The 16963-nt window shown below is 49.9% G+C and carries 19 protein-coding genes and 2 pseudogenes; 17 read left to right on the top strand and 4 right to left on the bottom strand.

Translation table 11 applies throughout. The features are described 5' to 3' along the window. The first annotated feature begins 38 nt into the window (after positions 1–38). The 17 genes from BM191_RS15650 to BM191_RS15565 all read left to right on the top strand — a co-directional run bounded on the left by BM191_RS15650 (position 39) and on the right by BM191_RS15565 (position 13906). A complete protein-coding gene (locus BM191_RS15650; RefSeq protein WP_092879949.1) occupies positions 39–521 on the top strand; it encodes a hypothetical protein in 483 nt (160 codons plus the stop codon). Further along, entirely contained in the window at positions 518–946 is a 429-nt protein-coding gene (locus BM191_RS15645) for a hypothetical protein (RefSeq protein ID WP_092879946.1), read from the top strand. The genes BM191_RS15650 and BM191_RS15645 overlap by 4 nt, the downstream gene beginning before the upstream one ends. Further along, complete coding sequence (locus tag BM191_RS15640) at positions 943–1377, top strand: hypothetical protein (protein WP_092879943.1); 435 nt, start codon at positions 943–945, stop codon at positions 1375–1377. The genes BM191_RS15645 and BM191_RS15640 overlap by 4 nt, the downstream gene beginning before the upstream one ends. Next, complete coding sequence (locus BM191_RS15635) at positions 1361–2299, top strand: hypothetical protein (protein WP_092879940.1); 939 nt, start codon at positions 1361–1363, stop codon at positions 2297–2299. The genes BM191_RS15640 and BM191_RS15635 overlap by 17 nt, the downstream gene beginning before the upstream one ends. A gap of 4 nt (positions 2300–2303) precedes the next feature. Further along, positions 2304–3698 (top strand): hypothetical protein, encoded by a 1395-nt coding sequence (locus BM191_RS15630; protein WP_092879937.1) that lies wholly within the window; start codon positions 2304–2306, stop codon positions 3696–3698. A gap of 3 nt (positions 3699–3701) precedes the next feature. Next, the gene (locus BM191_RS15625) at positions 3702–4139 is read left to right on the top strand and encodes a hypothetical protein (protein ID WP_092879934.1); all 438 of its coding nucleotides are present in this window, start codon (positions 3702–3704) and stop codon (positions 4137–4139) included. A 5-nt stretch (positions 4140–4144) separates the two neighbouring features. After that, positions 4145–4729: a hypothetical protein gene (locus BM191_RS15620; protein WP_092879930.1), complete on the top strand. Its 585-nt coding sequence runs from the start codon at positions 4145–4147 to the stop codon at positions 4727–4729. Between the two features lie 123 nt (positions 4730–4852). After that, on the top strand, positions 4853–6712 hold the full coding sequence (locus tag BM191_RS17465) for a lytic transglycosylase domain-containing protein (RefSeq protein ID WP_092879927.1): 1860 nt from the start codon (positions 4853–4855) through the stop codon (positions 6710–6712). Continuing rightward, a complete protein-coding gene (locus tag BM191_RS15610; RefSeq protein ID WP_092879924.1) occupies positions 6712–7446 on the top strand; it encodes a hypothetical protein in 735 nt (244 codons plus the stop codon). Before BM191_RS17465 ends, BM191_RS15610 begins: the two co-directional genes overlap by 1 nt. After that, positions 7443–7718, top strand: a complete 276-nt coding sequence (locus BM191_RS15605) for a hypothetical protein (protein ID WP_092879921.1) — start codon at positions 7443–7445, stop codon at positions 7716–7718. The genes BM191_RS15610 and BM191_RS15605 overlap by 4 nt, the downstream gene beginning before the upstream one ends. Beyond that, positions 7718–8722 (top strand): hypothetical protein, encoded by a 1005-nt coding sequence (locus BM191_RS15600; protein ID WP_092879918.1) that lies wholly within the window; start codon positions 7718–7720, stop codon positions 8720–8722. Before BM191_RS15605 ends, BM191_RS15600 begins: the two co-directional genes overlap by 1 nt. Next, a complete protein-coding gene (locus tag BM191_RS15595; protein WP_092879915.1) occupies positions 8719–9435 on the top strand; it encodes a hypothetical protein in 717 nt (238 codons plus the stop codon). Before BM191_RS15600 ends, BM191_RS15595 begins: the two co-directional genes overlap by 4 nt. Next, positions 9432–9764, top strand: a complete 333-nt coding sequence (locus BM191_RS17315) for a hypothetical protein (RefSeq protein WP_092879911.1) — start codon at positions 9432–9434, stop codon at positions 9762–9764. Before BM191_RS15595 ends, BM191_RS17315 begins: the two co-directional genes overlap by 4 nt. Further along, positions 9761–11179, top strand: coding sequence for a ubiquitin-activating E1 FCCH domain-containing protein (locus tag BM191_RS15585; RefSeq protein ID WP_092879907.1), 1419 nt, complete (start codon positions 9761–9763; stop codon positions 11177–11179). The genes BM191_RS17315 and BM191_RS15585 overlap by 4 nt, the downstream gene beginning before the upstream one ends. 3 nt (positions 11180–11182) lie before the next feature. Then, a complete protein-coding gene (locus tag BM191_RS15580) occupies positions 11183–11887 on the top strand; it encodes a hypothetical protein (protein WP_092879903.1) in 705 nt (234 codons plus the stop codon). A 367-nt stretch (positions 11888–12254) separates the two neighbouring features. Beyond that, positions 12255–13490: a gp53-like domain-containing protein gene (locus BM191_RS15570; protein WP_143088850.1), complete on the top strand. Its 1236-nt coding sequence runs from the start codon at positions 12255–12257 to the stop codon at positions 13488–13490. A gap of 11 nt (positions 13491–13501) precedes the next feature. Beyond that, positions 13502–13906, top strand: a complete 405-nt coding sequence (locus BM191_RS15565; RefSeq protein ID WP_092879894.1) for a tail fiber assembly protein — start codon at positions 13502–13504, stop codon at positions 13904–13906. Here the strand turns inward: BM191_RS15565 and BM191_RS15560 are convergent. The 4 genes and pseudogenes from BM191_RS15560 to BM191_RS15550 all read right to left on the bottom strand — a co-directional run. After that, positions 13881–15002, bottom strand: coding sequence for an acyltransferase family protein (locus BM191_RS15560; RefSeq protein ID WP_230479617.1), 1122 nt, complete (start codon positions 15000–15002; stop codon positions 13881–13883). The genes BM191_RS15565 and BM191_RS15560 overlap by 26 nt on opposite strands. Positions 15003–15136: 134 nt before the next feature. Beyond that, positions 15137–15835, bottom strand: coding sequence for a BRO-N domain-containing protein (locus BM191_RS17610; protein WP_143088851.1), 699 nt, complete (start codon positions 15833–15835; stop codon positions 15137–15139). Positions 15836–15871: 36 nt separating this feature from the next. Beyond that, positions 15872–15970: pseudogene (locus BM191_RS17305) on the bottom strand (ash family protein); the annotation flags it as partial. Positions 15971–16175: 205 nt separating this feature from the next. Then, positions 16176–16475: pseudogene (locus BM191_RS15550) on the bottom strand (BRO-N domain-containing protein); the annotation flags it as partial. Positions 16476–16963: the final 488 nt, after the last annotated feature.

Here is a 16963-nt window from a genome sequence, read left to right as displayed (position 1 = left end):
AGGAAACTCCGCGGAGGTTTTTTTTTGTGGGGTAAACAATGAAACTTTACATCGCTAATACGACTAAGCAACGCCACGTTTTTACTTTCCGCATGCTGGAAACGGGTCGCCTGCGCCAGATCCCCATACCGCACGGGGGCCAGATGCAGGTACTTGACGGCTCCTCCGATGAAATTGACGCAGTTATTCAACATCATCAGGCATACGGGTTAGTAGACTCCAGCAGAATAGATCAGAGTAAAGCGTTTATTGGCTTGTGCTACAGCATTAATAAGCCCGTTTCGTCGGCAGTCATCGAAAAAACGCTACGTGATAACGATCATCATCTTACGCGTGAGGCTCACAACCGCCGGCAGGCTTCTGTTGCCGCACTGGACAGCACGTTACGCGAAAGTGGCACCGGATATTCCGGGGAGATGGAGTTTAGCGCAGAGCGAACTAAGGGCAGGGATGACGGAGACGACGTATCAGATATTAACGAAAAGATAGTGACGCCCAAATCCGGGAGCCGGAAAAAATGACGATCAGCGTGGCCGGTTTTATCGGATTCGTTCGCACTGAAATGGGCATTACGGCAGACGATATCCCGGACGCGTCCGGGTCTCTTACGGCAGCGTACAGCGGCGCGGTGGAGTGGGTTAATCGTGAAATTGAAACGGTTATGCCAATCCTGTATGCCAGCGCCGTCTACAACCTCGCGGCGTCTTTTCTCGTCAACTACGGAACTGAACCCGTGCTGGCGAAGTTGAGGAGCGCTAAAGGACTGAATGATTTTAAATCCGGGGTGATAACCGGGGCGTCGGATAACGCAACCAGTGCCCAGCGACTTGCCCCGGATTTTTTTAAAGATTTATCGCTATCGGATTTACAAATGCTGCAAGATCCGTGGGGCCGCCGCTACCTGATGATCGCTCAACAATTCGGAAGCCTGTGGGGGTTGTCATGATTACTTTTCATCTCGGCGTTATTGATATTCCCTACGAAGATGAGAACACGACTACCGGCGACGTCGCGGGATATCTTGAGTCTAAGTACCGCATCATGCAGACGTTCTTCGATCGTCACAAAAACGATATCGCTGATCTGATAACGAAAGACATGGCAGCCGGACTTGAAAATTTGCTGGCGGGGGCATCCGCGAACCGCGATCCGCTTGCGGAATCAATGTCGCATATTCACAACCTGTTTGTCGCTTTTCTTGATAACGAAGAAATGAACGGCTTGCCGGGCGTACCCACGCGCCGCGCGTTGCTCGGAATTTCTAAACGCTTCAAACACAAGAAAGGCAACCCGCGGCCTTCATTTATCGATACCGGAACCTATCAGGCTTCTATGCGCGCCTGGGTAAGCGGGGTGCTCAATGCCTTCCCTGAGTGAGTTTAGTACCGCAAAAACAGAGTTAAACGCCATACTGACGACGGGTCTTGATGACCTGAGTCAGTTTCAGAACGTGACTTTTACCAAATATATTCGCAAAGTTTTACCGCTTGATGGTTTCGTGTTCTGGATTAAAGCCTCTCTGCTTGACGAGGGGGAAAGCAGCGATCCAGACACAATCAGCGTTAAGGGTTATCTGCATCTGACGACTGAATCTATACAGAATGACGAGCAGTTATACGATCGTAACGTAGTGACATTCACAGCGCAGGCGGATATCGATCCGTTTAACGATATCGGTTCTGATGTGCTCTATATCGGCGAGTTTTTCGGCATTCAGTTCTCTTTTTCGCGCCGTACGGGACTGAATGAACCCGCGAACCTTTATCACTACACCGGCGAAGCGATTTATCCTCACATGCGATCGCAGATTATCAATTCTGCCGCAGATATCGATCTCAATGATGTGGTGGTATCTAACTCGTTGCCGATCTGGTTGGCACTTAATAAGTTTATGCCAATGTATCCGGCAATGCTGGCGCTACAAAATCTGTCGCCGCCGTACGCGACAGTTAAATGCAGTAATACCGCGCCAATCGCGGGGGCCTTCTTTCTTGACGAGAATCAGAACCAATATCAGCTGGTTTCCGAAGATGTAACGCTGGCTGTTACCGGCCTGCGTAACGCGCTCGTGCAGGATTTTTTAAGCTATATCCAGGACTACACGCTGAGCGACACAGCGGAAATGGGAGTAATGAATACCCCCGTCGTGCAGGATGAGCGCGTTACGCAGAACGAGCTGAATATTCTCGCGCAACGGAAAACTGTCAAATTCAGAATTAATTACTATCAGCAGCGGATGAGAAACCTATCCCGTGGACTGATCATATCTGCAATTCCGTCTTTATTCCCGGAGAAATAACGCAATGTCTATTGTTAATATTAATGTGTCGGTAACCGATCCCCCCAGGCCTTCGGCTCTGCTTAAATCCGGTGCGATGGTTTCTACAGGCGGGACGACCCTCGCGCCTGGCGGCTATCAGCTTTTGACCTCAGCGGAGGACATCAATGCGATTCTTGCCCCGGCTAAGGCTATATCTTCTCTCGCCTGGGCCACGGGGATAGTGACCGTCACGCTGGTGGAGGCGCACGGATGGCCGGAGGGCGATAACGTCCCGATCATCGTTGCGGGAAGTACCCCCGCTGGCTATAACGGGGCGTTTACGTCGACCGTGACGGGGGATAAGACTCTTACCTATGCTCTGAGCGTTGATCCGGGGACCGCAACCACAACGGGCACCGTCTCCTCAGTCGCCGCGGGTGAAATACAGCAGATGAGCGCAACATACTGGGCGCAGGGTTCAGGACGTGCAGTTTATGTTCTGGAACTCGGTGAGCTAAGCGTACCGGCCGCAGTGAAAACGCTCGGTACATTCATCAGTGAAGATACCTCACTCGGCAATACCTACCAGAAGTTTTTTTCATATCTGACGCCGCGGGAGTGGGACACGGAATCAACCTTCCGCGCGCTGGTGAACAATTACACGTCAGCCGGATCGCTGGTTAAATTCTTTGTTACTACGACAACCGCGACCTGGGAGGCATGGGCCTCGGAAAAATATCCAAATGTATTTGCAGGCGTCGAAGCCCCAGGCATAAGCGCCACTGAATTTTCGATGGCTGCCCCTTTCCAGTCTGCTTTATCCAACGATCCGGGTTCATCAAATATGACGCCTCCGATGGCGTGGCGCTTTATGTACGGCGTGACCGCTTATCCGGCGGCGGGCAATGGCGCTTTGCTAAAGACGTTGCAGGCAAACAACATTAATTACATCGGCACCGCCGCGGAAGGGGGACTTAGCAATAAAATGCTGGTAGCGGGGCACATGCTGGACGGAAACCCTTTTAATTACTGGTATGCCGTCGCATGGTGCGCCATCAATCTTGAGCTTGATATCGCAAATGAAATCATCAACGGATCTAACACCAGCGTCAACCCGCTTTATTACAATCAGCAGGGGATAGACAGGCTACAGCGCCGCGCGCTGAAAACGTTACGCTCAGGGATAAGTTACGGCCTGATACTTGGGCAGGCCCTGGGTGAAAGCATGATCCAGAGTGACTTTAACAACGCCTACAATAAAGGGCAATTTGCGGGCAGTGCTGTGATCAACGCGGTGCCTTTTGCGAGCTACACAAGCCTTAACCCCTCGGACTATGCCCAGGGTAAATATGGCGGCCTCAGTACTGTGCTTACGCCGTCGAGGGGCTTTGAGTCGATTACATTCAATGTGAATGTCACTAATTTCGCGGGAGCATAAGGCATGTCCAATCCATTAATTCCCCAGGGCTTTCTTAACAGGGTCCGGGGCAGCATGACTGTTACTGATATCCCGGCGCTGAATGTTACTGCGTCGTATCTCGGTAAAGACGGGATCAGCTTGAGGCCCGACGGCGCTGCTACCGATATCATCGCTACGATGACAGGCACGATCGGCAGTCAGGCGCCGTATCAACAGGCAACGGTAACCGTTCATCTGCTTAAAACGCAGGCGCTCGCGGTGAGCTATCAGAATCAGTTTATTAATGACACGGCGCTCGGAGAGGTGGTAGTAACGCCCGACGCGACACCCTTTAACGCTATTACGTTGCATAACTGTTATCTGGTCAATTTCAACGAACTGACTTTCAGCGGCGCGGACGCGGGTTACGTAGTCACGATAACCGGGTATCTGATAACCAATAATAAAATGTGGGGTTAATAGCGATGCGAATTGATAAAAAGCTGAACTTTGTCACCTCAGTTAATCGTGACGACGGAGAAATAGTATACGTGCATGTTATTCCGTTACCTCACGAAGTCGTGGAAGAAAACTGCGTTCTTCTCGGTAGTCTTTTTAACAATTTCTTCTCAACGGTTGGCGCGCTGGGATCTACTCGTGTCGCGGCTATGATGCTGCGCAAGGCCATTCAGTTGGGGGAAGGGGATAACGCGAGGGGTACAGAAAAGCTCCCGACGCTTCTTGATGATATCGCACGCATGAGCACCGTCGTATGTAAAATATCCGGCGACTGGCAAAGCATACCGCTGGACACCGCAGTAAGCCAGGGAGTGATAACGCCGGATGAATACCGCGAAGTTGAGGGCGAGATTGTTTTTTTTATTGTCAGCTCTGCGATACAGAAAAGCAGCTTAATACCCGGGACGATCGGGGCGGTCCTGGGTGTGTACAGTGGGCAACTTACATCGTTGAGCGCTACGGAGTACAGCGCTTCTTTACCGACGTTGAAAACGGATACCAATACCCCGACCCCGAGTGTCCCGCAGGAAACATCATTTATACCGTCCTAGACTGGGCCTCTAACGAGGGCTTCCGTGAACTTTGTCGGGAGCTGGACTGCGAACAGTTCAAAAGCCCTCTCCATTTTCGCCAGCGCTTTATTCTCGACGCTATAAAACACGGAGACTATTTTAATGTCGGTTAAAAGCATCTGGGAGATTAATGTTGATGACAGCCAGTTCCAAGATTTTCTCGCTAAATACAACGATTATCAAAAATCGCTTGAGCAGATGCCGGAGCAGTGGAGAAGTATCGCGCAGGGCATAGGCATTACAGCAAATGAAGCAGGCAGGGCGCAAAAAGGAGCCGAGTCTGTCTCGGCGGCTTTCAATGCCGGAATAGCTGCGCTAACGACGCTTAACGCCAGTGTTGGTGAACTTAACGGCTCACTTACTCAGGCATCAAAACGCCAGGGGGATTTTGGTAAAAAATCCCGGGATTCGGCAACGTTTTTGCGCAAAGCAAATCAGCACGCGAAAAGCCTGGCGGGGCATATTAAAAGCGCGACAGGAAGCTTGTTGTCCTGGGGGAAAATCCTCGGCATTTTTTCGGGCGTGCTCGGCGCAGGCGGGCTGTTTGGCATAAATAAATTAGCTTCTGTGGCGTCGTCGCAACGATTCAATGCGCAGGGGCTTAACACTACATCCGGCGGACTCGATGCCAGTAACATCAATTTCAACCGGATTTTAGGAAACGCAACGGCAACACTCGGCGCTATCAGAAACGCCCAGCTTGATCTCGGGCAGCGCTGGAAGTTTCAGGCGCTGGGCATAAAAAATCCGGATGCGGACCCTTCAAAAATACTGCCGGAGCTGCTGCGCAACGCCCGTGATATTTTTAACCAAACGGGACGCACGCAACAGGGGGCTGAGGCATACGGGCTGACAAGCTTTATGTCAATGGAAGATTTGACGCGCCTGAGTAAATACAGCGACGCCCAAATCGATGCGATGGCAAAACAGGCGACGGCGGACGCGCAGCGCCTGCAACTGACGGATAACCAACTCAGACAGTGGCAGGACTTTAACGTACAGCTTGACCGCAGCCGGCTGAATATCCGTAGCACCTTTGTCCGGGGTCTGTTGCCGCTGGCACCGCAGCTTACGCGATTATCATCGGCGTTCTCTGATGCCGTCAGCGCTGTAATGAAATCACCCGCTATAGGCGCGGGGATAGACTGGCTTGGCAATGCCATAAAACGTTTCAGTAGCTATCTTTCATCGCCTGAATTTCCCCGGGATGTAAGAGACTTTATGCGCGGCGTTGCGCGTCTTGCACGGGCTATTGAAAAGGCGGCGGACTGGATAGCCTGGATGTTTGAAACCCCGTCGGAACCGGCTGGCCCTGACAAGAGGATCGGCCCCTATACCCGCCAACACTTCGCCGATGAAAACAAATCTAAGTCCCCGTCGAATGTTCCGTGGCGCGGTATCAACCCGATAGTTGATCCTTACACGGGTAAGAAATATCTGCCACAGAAAATCAACGACGATTTCGCCGCCGCTGCCAAAAAGTATGGGGTCAGTGAAAAGCTGTTAAAAGCTGTCGCCGGGGCTGAATCATCATGGGATGTACAGGCTAAAAGTAAGGCGGGTGCGCTGGGTCTGATGCAGGTCATGCCGTCTAATTTCAAGGACGGGGAAAACCCGTTTAATGCGAGAGACAATATCATGGCTGGCGCGAGAGTACTTGCCTGGGCACAGAAGCGGGCGCATGGAAACCTTGATGAGATGCTTCGTACCTACAATGGCGGCGTAAACAGGGGGAGCGCGGAAAATATTAATTACCCGCAACGTGTCAGGGAGCAATATCTGGCCATGTTTGGTAAACCTGTAAGTGGTAGCGAACAAGCCGGTACGACTAAGGCACGGGAGGATCGCTACACCTCGGATCTTATTTCTGCTTACACCGGCTCACGTCCCGGTATTGTTATTTACAATAACACCGGAGGCAGCGCCCTGGTGTCGAGCACCCAACTGAGGGGGGCGCACTGATGGCTATCTCCCGCGAGATCTACCGGCTGGGCTTCCAGATTTCGCCGGTTATTTTCTGTGATGGTATCGCTGCAGGTATTCCCGGCGGTATGTTACCTGTCGTCGCGATTACGCAAAGCGCCAGCTTTGTCAGCGGCCTGTTGAGCGGAGCATTTAACCTTACTTCACTTGATAAGTATTTCTGCCACTGGCGTCCGGCGCAGGGCGGAACGCTGATCGACTATGACATCGCACGTTACCCTTTTTTTAACCAGGCCGTGGCGGCCAACGCGCTACTGGCACAGCCACTACGCATTCCAATGATGATGTCCGCGCCCGTTAACGAGAATACTGGCGCGATAACAAAACTCGTTACGTTGAGTGCGCTTCAGTCAGTTATCGAGGCCCACAGTAATCTCGGCGGCACCTATGTTGTAGCCACCCCCGCGGCTTTTTACAGCGGTTGCGTGCTGAAAACCGTTTCAGATGTAACCAGCGGTGGCGAGCCATTGCCACAAAGCCAGTGGCTTTGGGATTTTGAAAAACCGCTGATAACGCAAAAAGAAGCGGCAAACGCCGTAAATAGTTTCCTGGGCAAACTTGACAGCGGGGACAAAGTTAACTCAAGCGCCTGGACTAATACGTTTTCGGCACTGGGTAATACCGCGCTGGGGAGTGGCATATCCGGCGTTGCCGGTGACCTCACAAACGTCGCCGGGAAGATTACGGGATTAATCGGGAGGCTGGGACTGTGACTACGGAAACCTTTCCGTTTACTGGAAACGAGAATGAAAGCCAGCATTTCAGCCCGACAATTAACGGCGAAGCGGTCAACTGCCAGATCCGCTGGAATATGTCGGCGCAGCGCTGGTACCTGGTAGTTACTGACGGTTCGGGAACACTATTGCGCACCGTCGCGCTGTCGGAGTCTGTGCAGGGGCGTGAAATCAATTTAGTTAAAGATATTTTTCCCGGTGCGTCCCTGTCGTGGCTCGCCGACACGGGAGTAATAGAGGTAACCGGCTGATGCGCTATTACGATTTGACGATAATGGATGAAAGCGGAAAAGCGATACGGCATTACGGCAGCCTGGCGAATGGCGTTTACGACCCCGGTGCCCTAATGATCGAATTCGATATTCTCCGTTTCGGAGAATCGACGCCGCAGGGAGGAAGTCACGTCACCCTGTGGGGAATCAGTCAGAAAGAAATGCAGCAGGCTACCCAAGATTTATTTAACAAGCGTATGCGCCTGCGTGCCGGCATGTCAGCGGGGCTTCCACTGGCAAACCCTGCGCAGCGAAGCGTTATTCTTGACGGCTACATCTGGCAAGTATACGGCAACTGGATAGGGACAGAAATACGCCTTGATTTCGTCGTGATGCCAGGGCCTTCCGTGGGACAAAGCGGCGAGGCGTTGCCGGATATTAACCTCACGCTACCGTGGAATAAAGGCACCGAGCTTTCCGTAGCGCTGACACAATGTTTTCAGACGCTGAATAAGTTTGCTTTTGATATCAATATCAGTGACCGGCTGGTCAACAATTACGATTATCCGATGTTTTGCGGCAGCCTCAGCGAAATGGCGATATCACTTAACGCGATAAGCAAAAGTATTATCACGACGCCCGGTTATAAGGGCGTGGATATCGTGATGGTCAGCGCCGATAAAATCAGAGTATTCGATAACGCAAAGCAGTTAAAAGCCTCGTCAGGTAGTGCGCCTGTTACGCAAGCGAAGACCATTAACCCGGTTGATCTTGTTGGCCAACCGACCTGGGTAGGCTTTGGCACGGTCAGCGTTCAGTGTGTGCTACGCGGCGACGTGATGGTCGGCGATGCAATCCGACTGCCCGCGCAGTCGCGTGCGACGCTGACTGATTCGTCATATTCACAGTATAAAAATTCGGTAGCTTTTACCGGGGTGTTCCGCGTGTCCTCAGTGCGGATACTCGGCAACAGCAGGCAGGCGGACGGAGCCAGCTGGATGACGATTATTGAAGCTTATCCCCTGCTGGAGAAAACTGCATGAGTATTGACAGTAAGATTAATTTCAGCAGGAACATGCACGGCTTTGTCAGCGACAGGATAACGCAGGCCATGCAGATGAAGGGCAAAATTTTACCCGCAGAAGTCGTGGCAAGAAATGGCAACATGATCACCGTTAAATTCCTTCTGCGCGATATTCCCTGGACGCTGCCCCAGGTCACGATCCCCTTATTCGGCCCACAGTACGTTCGTTATCCGATGCAAACCGGGGACCGGGGGATCGTTATCCCGGCCGATACTTACCTCGGGGGCGTGAGCGGGCAGGGGGGTGGCGTGGCGGATATGACTCCGCCCCCGAATCTCGGCGCGCTGGTGTTCCTTCCGGTTTCTAATACTGAATGGCAGGGCGTTGACCCCGGTATGCTAACCGCCTATGGCCCGGAGGGTGTGACACTGCGTGATTCTGGCGCTAAAACCACGTTCATTCTGCGTCCCGACAGCATTGCTATTGTTACCCCGGATACGTTCAAAGTCAGCGCTGCCAGCTCCACGCTTACACTAAATGCGCAGGGGTGGTCACTGACGGGTAGCAACGGAACCCTGACCGACGGAGCCGCCACGACCAGCCCGGCAATTATGCAGGAGGGTTTTAGTGCGCTAATTCAGTGGCTGAATACGCACCAGCACAGCAATGGTAATGAGGGAGCGGACACGGGCGCGCCCGTAAGTAAATTTTCCGGGGGGATAACACATTGAGAACATATGGCCGGGACCAGTCAGGAAAATGGCGGAGGGTTGAGACTGACGCTAACGGATTCGATGACAGCGTATGGTTAACGACTTTAATTCAGACGCTGAAATTGTCGCCCCAGGAATCCCCTTTTTATGCCGCGCACGGTATCCCCGCTAACGGCTCTGTCATACAGCAGATCTTACCAACATATTATGTAGACCGTATTCAGCGGCAGTTTAGTGGCAAATTTGCGTCATTAAGTATCGTACTGACACAGAGCGATCCCCCCGTTTACAACATTTCAGCGATAACGCAATCCGGATCAAAAATAGTAGCGGAGATAGTAACGTGAGTGACTTACCTGTTGAGTGGAACAGCTCGGGGCCGCAGGTGCAAACCGCCGCCGCGCTACGTGAAAAAATAGTCAGCATAGCAACACAACTCGCGCCCGGAATTACAACAGAACTCCCTGGCTCTTTAATCGAAGATATCGCAAGCACGAGCGCTGGCGCACTGTTGATCTGCGACCAGGCCAGAGTAGATGCTATCAACTCGGTCAGCCCGCTGACAGCCAATCTTTTTGTCTTAAATTTGCTTGCTCAGCAATACGGCGTGCAGGGACAGAAAATCGCTGGATTTACCGCAGTAGACGTTACTTTTACGGGGCCTGCGGCGTTTATTATCCCCGAAGGCTTCCAGGTTTCGGACGGGAGTAACACTTTCGCATTACCCTACGCCATTGTTATTAATGCAGATGGCGAATCCGATCCGGTTACCTGTATTGCCACCGTGAGCGGGGCATTTGCGGTGCCCGAAGGAACAGTTACGCGTATTGTAACAGGGGTTCCCGCTGGGATTACGCTAAGCTGCACGAATAAAACCCCCGGGATACCCGGCAGTGGCGCAGAGACGGTCGCACAGTACCGCGCCCGCGTGTGGGACGCCGGTATCCCGACCGTACAGGGCTACCCCGGCTTTATACGTACCGCGCTGGCAAATGTGGCTAATATCAATCTTCGTCTGACAGCGGTTATTGCCGACGGTGATCGATGGGTCATTATGTGCGGAGGTGGCAACACTTACGCAATGGCAGCGGCGATTTATCAGTCGGCGGGCGACATCAGCCGGTTGAAGGGGTGCGCACTTGAGGTTACTGGCATCACTTCAGCCAGCCCCGGCGTGGTAACAACTAATATCACGCACGGTTTCAGCGACGGCCAGACTGTCACTCTCAAGGGTGTCGAGGGGATGACGGGGATCAACGGTACACCGTTTAAAATCAGCGTACTGAGTCCGCACAGCTTTTCCCTTAATTCCGACACCAGCGGTGCCGGAACCTGGGCGGGAGGCGGTGAAGTCACACCGAATCTGCGTAATCAGCGCGTAACGGTGACCGACTGGCCTGATACTTATCTCATTCCGTTTGTTATTCCACTCCAGCAGAACGTTAAAATATTCTTCAAATGGCGAACGGACGGCGTGAACTACCTCACCGCCCAAAGTGTTAATTCTGTCGTGTCCGCGCCGGTTATCGCTTACATCAATCAGCTTTACGCGGGAAAACCGCTGAATCTGAACACAGTTAAAGATATTTTTCTCAGTGCCATTTCTTCAATACTTAACCCGGACCTAATCAGCGCGCTCGATGTCACCGTAACCGTCAACGGCGTTATAACCGCGCCGCAGGCAGCGATGGATATTATTACCGGTGATCCGTACAGCTACTGGTACATCGCTGCAAACGGGGTCACGGTATCTGAGGGGTAAACAGTGAGCGACAAAATAATCCCGGCGTATCTCTATCAACAGTACAACGATGATGAAAACCTACAGGCATTCATTGATACGTATAATTCGCTGGCGCAGGGTTTATACGACTGGTTAAAAAATGCGAATCTCGCTGTTTACGCGGGTAACGGACACGCAGGTCAGGAATTACGCTGGCTGTTGAAGGGACTGTACGGAGCAGACGCACCGGTGCTGATGAACCGCCGCCAGCGCAGCTATGGCGCTTACAACGCGCTGGCGTTTAATCAACTGGCGATTAATGCGTGGGACGTTGTGACGTCAGATGCCGAAGTCGAAACGTCAGACGATTTGTTTAAGCGCGTAATGACGTGGAATTTTTATAAAGGTGACGGCTTTCACTTCACGATACCGTGGCTTAAACGGCGCGTACTGCGGTTTCTGACCGGCGTTAATGGCGCGGACGTAGTGAACGATCAGCGCTGGAGTGTTTCAGTGCTGTTCTCTGATGCGGGCGCGGCAGTGTCAGTTATCAACGGTTATCGGGAATTGACTGATACAGCGGTGCTGAATAGTGCGGCATATAATACCCGGTCTTTCAACGAGGCAAAAAGTACTCTCTACAAAGCTAACAGCTACGGCTATGCAACGTTTTTTAAACAGGCTTTTGAGGGCGGCATATTGCATATGCCGTTTTATCAGCCGGTTTCGGTCACTGTTGTTGGCTAGTTAGAACTTGACTTCATCAACGCGTACATTGCGCGATGTTTTTTCGAGTTCGGCGCTATTGTTCCTGACCTTTGAATCCCGCGTGTCCGTTAGGATGTTTAAATAGAAATTGAGGCACATGCAAATCATTATCAGTGACACTGAAATTAGCGACAAGGGTATGGTTATGCGCAGTAGTAATACATTATCTGATAGTGAAATACTCTCCCCTATCCATGCTCTGATAATAAACGCTATGAGAAATGCGCAAATGCAAATTGTAACTGTCGCGCACGAAGAAAGTAGCGTTTTAACTATATAAATTGCGGCCTTGTTCATCTCTACCATCCTGTCAACTATTCATAGTTCAAATTAATATAGGGCGAAAATGGCACTTACACTATTAGTATCTAATAACGCGAATAGCGTTCTCTCAGCGTCGATTAATGCTACCTCGACTACGTTGTCCGTAAATACAGGTGCGGGTAGTTTATTCCCGGCGGCGGTAGAGGGGCAAAGCTTTTTTAAGCTGACTATCATTGACGCCGCGACGGGCCAGCTTAATGAGATCGTGCACGTTACAGCCCGCAATGGCGATGTGTTTACCATCCTGCGCGGGCAGGAAGGAACGGTAGCGCGGGCATGGTCGGCTAACGATATCGTCGCTAATATGCTGACGGCCGGTACGATCAGGTACCTTATCGACGGGATAACCAATCTACCGGTTGCATCACTCACTCAGGCGGGTATTACGCAACTCAGTAGCGCAACTAATAGCGATGCTGAAAACGTGGCCGCAACGCCTAAAGCGGTGAAAGATGCGCTGGCGAATGTCGGCAATGTTAAAACAGTTAATACGTTATCCCCCGATAATGCCGGAAATGTGCAACTTACGGCTTCAGATGTTAGCGCGTACAGTAAGTCAGAGTCCGATGGGTTGTATATTCCAAAATCCTCAATCGGTGTAAATAACGGCCAGGTAATGACGGTTAATGCGCGATATCCGTCTGAGAATAATCTTACTACCGCCTTTATGTCGGGTGACACTCCGGGGTTATCCAGCGCAACAGGTGAAAAACGGCCATCTCTGGAAGTGAGCAACAATGGCAATAAATATGCGTCAGCGGCGTTGATGTTTCACCGTGAGGGTGATTTTGCAACATACTTCGGGCTGGACACTGATAATGCCCTTGCGATTGGTGGTTATTCACTAGAAAACGCACGTTATCGCATATTCCATGAAGGATTTACAGGCAATCTCTCAACACAGACTGATGCTCAGAACAGGGCTAACGCAGCAGAGCAGAACGCTAAGAATTATACAGACAGCAGGATTAGCGCCGTAACAAATACGGCAAGCAAAAGCGACACTGGCTGGTTTAAAGATACAGCGACGGGGATGATGTTCCAGTGGGGCACTGTAGGACTTGGGAGCGATGTACAAGTTGCATTTCCGGTTGCATTTCCAACAGCGTGCATATCTGTTCAGATGACACAAAGCAATTCTACTAATGGGAGTAATAGTTCTTCTAATATAAGTGCAACCTCAAGAAATAAAAACGGATTTATTTCTCATATCTACACCGATGAAATATCCGCAGACTGGTTAGCAATCGGATATTAAGGAAAAACACTATGAGCTATTTTTACAGTAAAACGACAGGTGGTTTTTATCCGGAAGCGATGAAAAGCGATTACCCGGACTGGCCCGCTGATGCTATACCCGTTAAGGATTCGGATTACGAACAGTTATTTGAGGGGCAGGCTAAGGGTAAAATTATAACTGCTAATGAAAGCGGGTATCCTGTTTTATCTGACCCGCCGCCGCCCACCCAGGAACAACTCCTTGCGGCGGCAGAGTATAAGCGTAGTAAGCTCATGGCAGAAGCAACTCAGACAATAGACACATTACAGGATGCAGTAGATCTTGATATGGCAACGGACGACGAAAAACAGTCGCTTGCTAGCTGGAAAAAATACCGCGTTTTACTGAGCAGAGTAGATTGTACGAAGCCTACATGGCCTGAACGTCCTGATTAATTTTTTTTGATGTGCCTGGCATGTATTTACTTACCGTATGGCGTAATCTTCCAGATAATCGAACTTCTACATATTCATGTGAAAGAATCGCCATTAGAATAGACGCTGTAAGTAATATAATAACCCCCAGTGTGGAGTGCATTGCATTGGGGTATATATTCTCTACTTTATCAGAGAGGAAATTGGCAAGCGGGTTGTGAATTAGATACAATGAAAAAGATATATCTCCAAGTTTAATTAAGAACCGAGGTGTGAACTGGACAATAAATCGATCCGCTAAAGAAAATGTAATAACTAACATGGCGAAGGAGCAAGCTGTGATGAGATTAAATCCTTCTAAATACCCATTCGCAATAGCGAAAACTATTGAAATGAGTGAAATTATTGCCAAAGCGAGAAAAAAAAGTTCATTTGAATTTTTTAAATGCTTGAATATGTAGCCTGCGATCGCACCAATACCAAACTCAAGAATGATTGGGTTAGTAAGAAATCGTGCCATAACTGACGAAAATTCATAACCTGATGTTAAAAATGTGACGTTGGGCATTAAAAAATAGGCGACTATGACCGGGGTGCTGAGCCAACAAATCAATAGGAACAGCCTGGGTTTAATCAACAGACAAACGGCGAAAGCAAGATAAAAATAAATTTCATAGTTAAGTGTCCATCGTATGTTTAACATACTACTTTCACCAACATAAAGGGGGGCGGGATTAGTTAAGTTTGGATGAAATGTCAAAGCACTAATCAAATTGCTAACCTTAGCCGGATGATGGAGAATACTCATCGCGCCTCCCGTTAGAAATGCAAATAATAGAATTATATAATATGTGGGAAGAACTCTGGTTAACCTGTTTACGATGAAATTCAGGCTTGTATTTAAGCCGCTAACCTTTCCATCCGTAACGTACACCATGATGAACCCGCTGATGACGAAGAATAAATCTACACCTATATTACCCCATCCGAAGAGCTTATTCGGAAGCTCAAGGCTAGCTCCATCGGGTACTAAATAGAAACGATAATGAAACAAGACTACAGAAAGGACTGCCAGCCCACGAAGAATCTGAATTGATTCGAGTTTATTTTTCATCATCAGCCAATAATATTTATGTTAATCAAGAATGCCACACGAGCATATAAATTATCCCAATCATCCCACACCCGCCCCAACAAATCACTAAACGGTTAAGATTTTGTGATGATTGTTGGGGTGGGGGATGGCGTCAATCACGCGAAGCGTTGCGCCTCTTCCTGGGAGAACGCAACTAGTTCCCATGCCAGCTCTTTGCCGCACTCGTAGCAGCTCAACAGTTGAGCCGCCTCAAGAATAGTTTTTAGGTGGTTCACAAAGTCCGCACGGGCAACGGGGTGGCTGTTCTGCTTAGCTTTATGGATGCGCTTAATTTCACCTTCTTCAAAGTATCGGTGCTGGGCGGCGACTGCTTCTTCAACTGTAGGGAAGCACCCAACATAAACGTTTTTACCGTTGTTGCTCGCCCAGGCGCTGTAAGGGTTATATTTACTCTTACGGTGATAGACCATCTTAGGCAGGCATTCGCGATGCGGGGCAACAACAATTGTTGGCTGCTTAACCTGACCCGCTTCACGGTCAAGCAGGTCAAGTACCCACTTGCGGAATTCCTCGGCCACAGGAGTGCGGGCAAACATGGCTATCAGATGGACGCCGCGCAGGGAGAATATACGGACAGAAATCTTACGTAAGCTATTGTTTATTCCATTGGTGGTCGAATCGACCACCAACGACATACCTTTTTCAAATTCGCTTTTATAGTTGGCATAAAGACCGCTTACGGAACGTTTATCTGCATATCCTAACGCCTTGGCGATGTCGGCGGATTCAAACCGAGTACGGCCGTCGATAGCATGAGCTTTAAGGGAATGATTCTGGAAGGTGAAAGTAGCCATAGCGATAGTCCTCGGTGTGTCAGGGCAATCACCACCCTCTGGTGCAAATCGTCGGGTGGTGAGACGTACAGGGTTTGCACTACCGGGCACCAAGGAAACCGGCGAGCCTTGCGGCTCCCCCGCACGCCCCACCATTGAAATAATACAAGGTGCGGGGGGCCGCAGGCAATAAAAAAGACGCTGGCGCGTCTGATATCGCCTTGGTACTGAACGGGGTGCAAATCCCGGTACCAGATTTTGCTGGTACTAATTCAGCATACGGCGTGAAAATCGGTCGTGTCAACACAAACGTGTAAAAAAATTACGCACTCAGATTTAAATCGGGTTGTCAACAGACGTTGCGGAATTCCTCGGCCACAGGAGTGCGGGCAAACATAGCTATCAGGTGGACACCCCGTAGCGAGAAAATTCTGACTTTTTTATGTTGCAACCCATTGATATTACCGCTGGTACTTGAATCAAGTACCTTGGTCATTACCCCCTCAAACTCATTTTTATAGTTGGCATAAAGCCCCGTCACTGCTCTATGATTTGCGTACCCTAACGCCTTGGCAATGCCGGCGGATTCAAACCAGATTTGATCGTTTATATGGTGTGCTTTTAGGGGATGGTTTTTGAAGGTGAATGATTGAGTGGACATACTATGATCCTTTTCTAGAGGAAGCCTGAAAGGCTCAGGCGGCCAAGTGCTAGAAACTTGTCATAGTCAAGCGGGCTTATTCCCCGAAGGTATTTTATTCACCCACACTCGGCCATATCTGAAATATGGGCGAAAAAAGACCGCTAAACTTTCGGGAGCGGTTACCGCTATGATGGTGTTTCTAGCACCTGAAAGCAAACATAACGTGCGAAATGTATCTTGTCCATACAAACGTGTAAAAAATTACACACTCAGATTTAAATCAGGTTGTCAATAGTCGTTGCGGAATTCCTCGGCCACAGGAGTGCGGGCAAACATAAGTAGATTAAGTACAAAATTCAGTACATATCGAAAATAGCTAATAATAATATCGATATACTTCAATTAGTTGCGTTTAAGGTTTCATAGTCATGGAAAAGAAAACTGCTCTGTATTTCGTTGCTCATGCGTGTTTGAACCTGATAGCGTTTGCGTATGTATGTTTATGT

Origin of the sequence: Izhakiella capsodis, from assembly GCF_900115045.1 — a bacterium.
Taxonomy (GTDB): domain Bacteria; phylum Pseudomonadota; class Gammaproteobacteria; order Enterobacterales; family Enterobacteriaceae; genus Izhakiella; species Izhakiella capsodis.
This window is presented reverse-complemented; position numbering and strand designations above follow the sequence as displayed.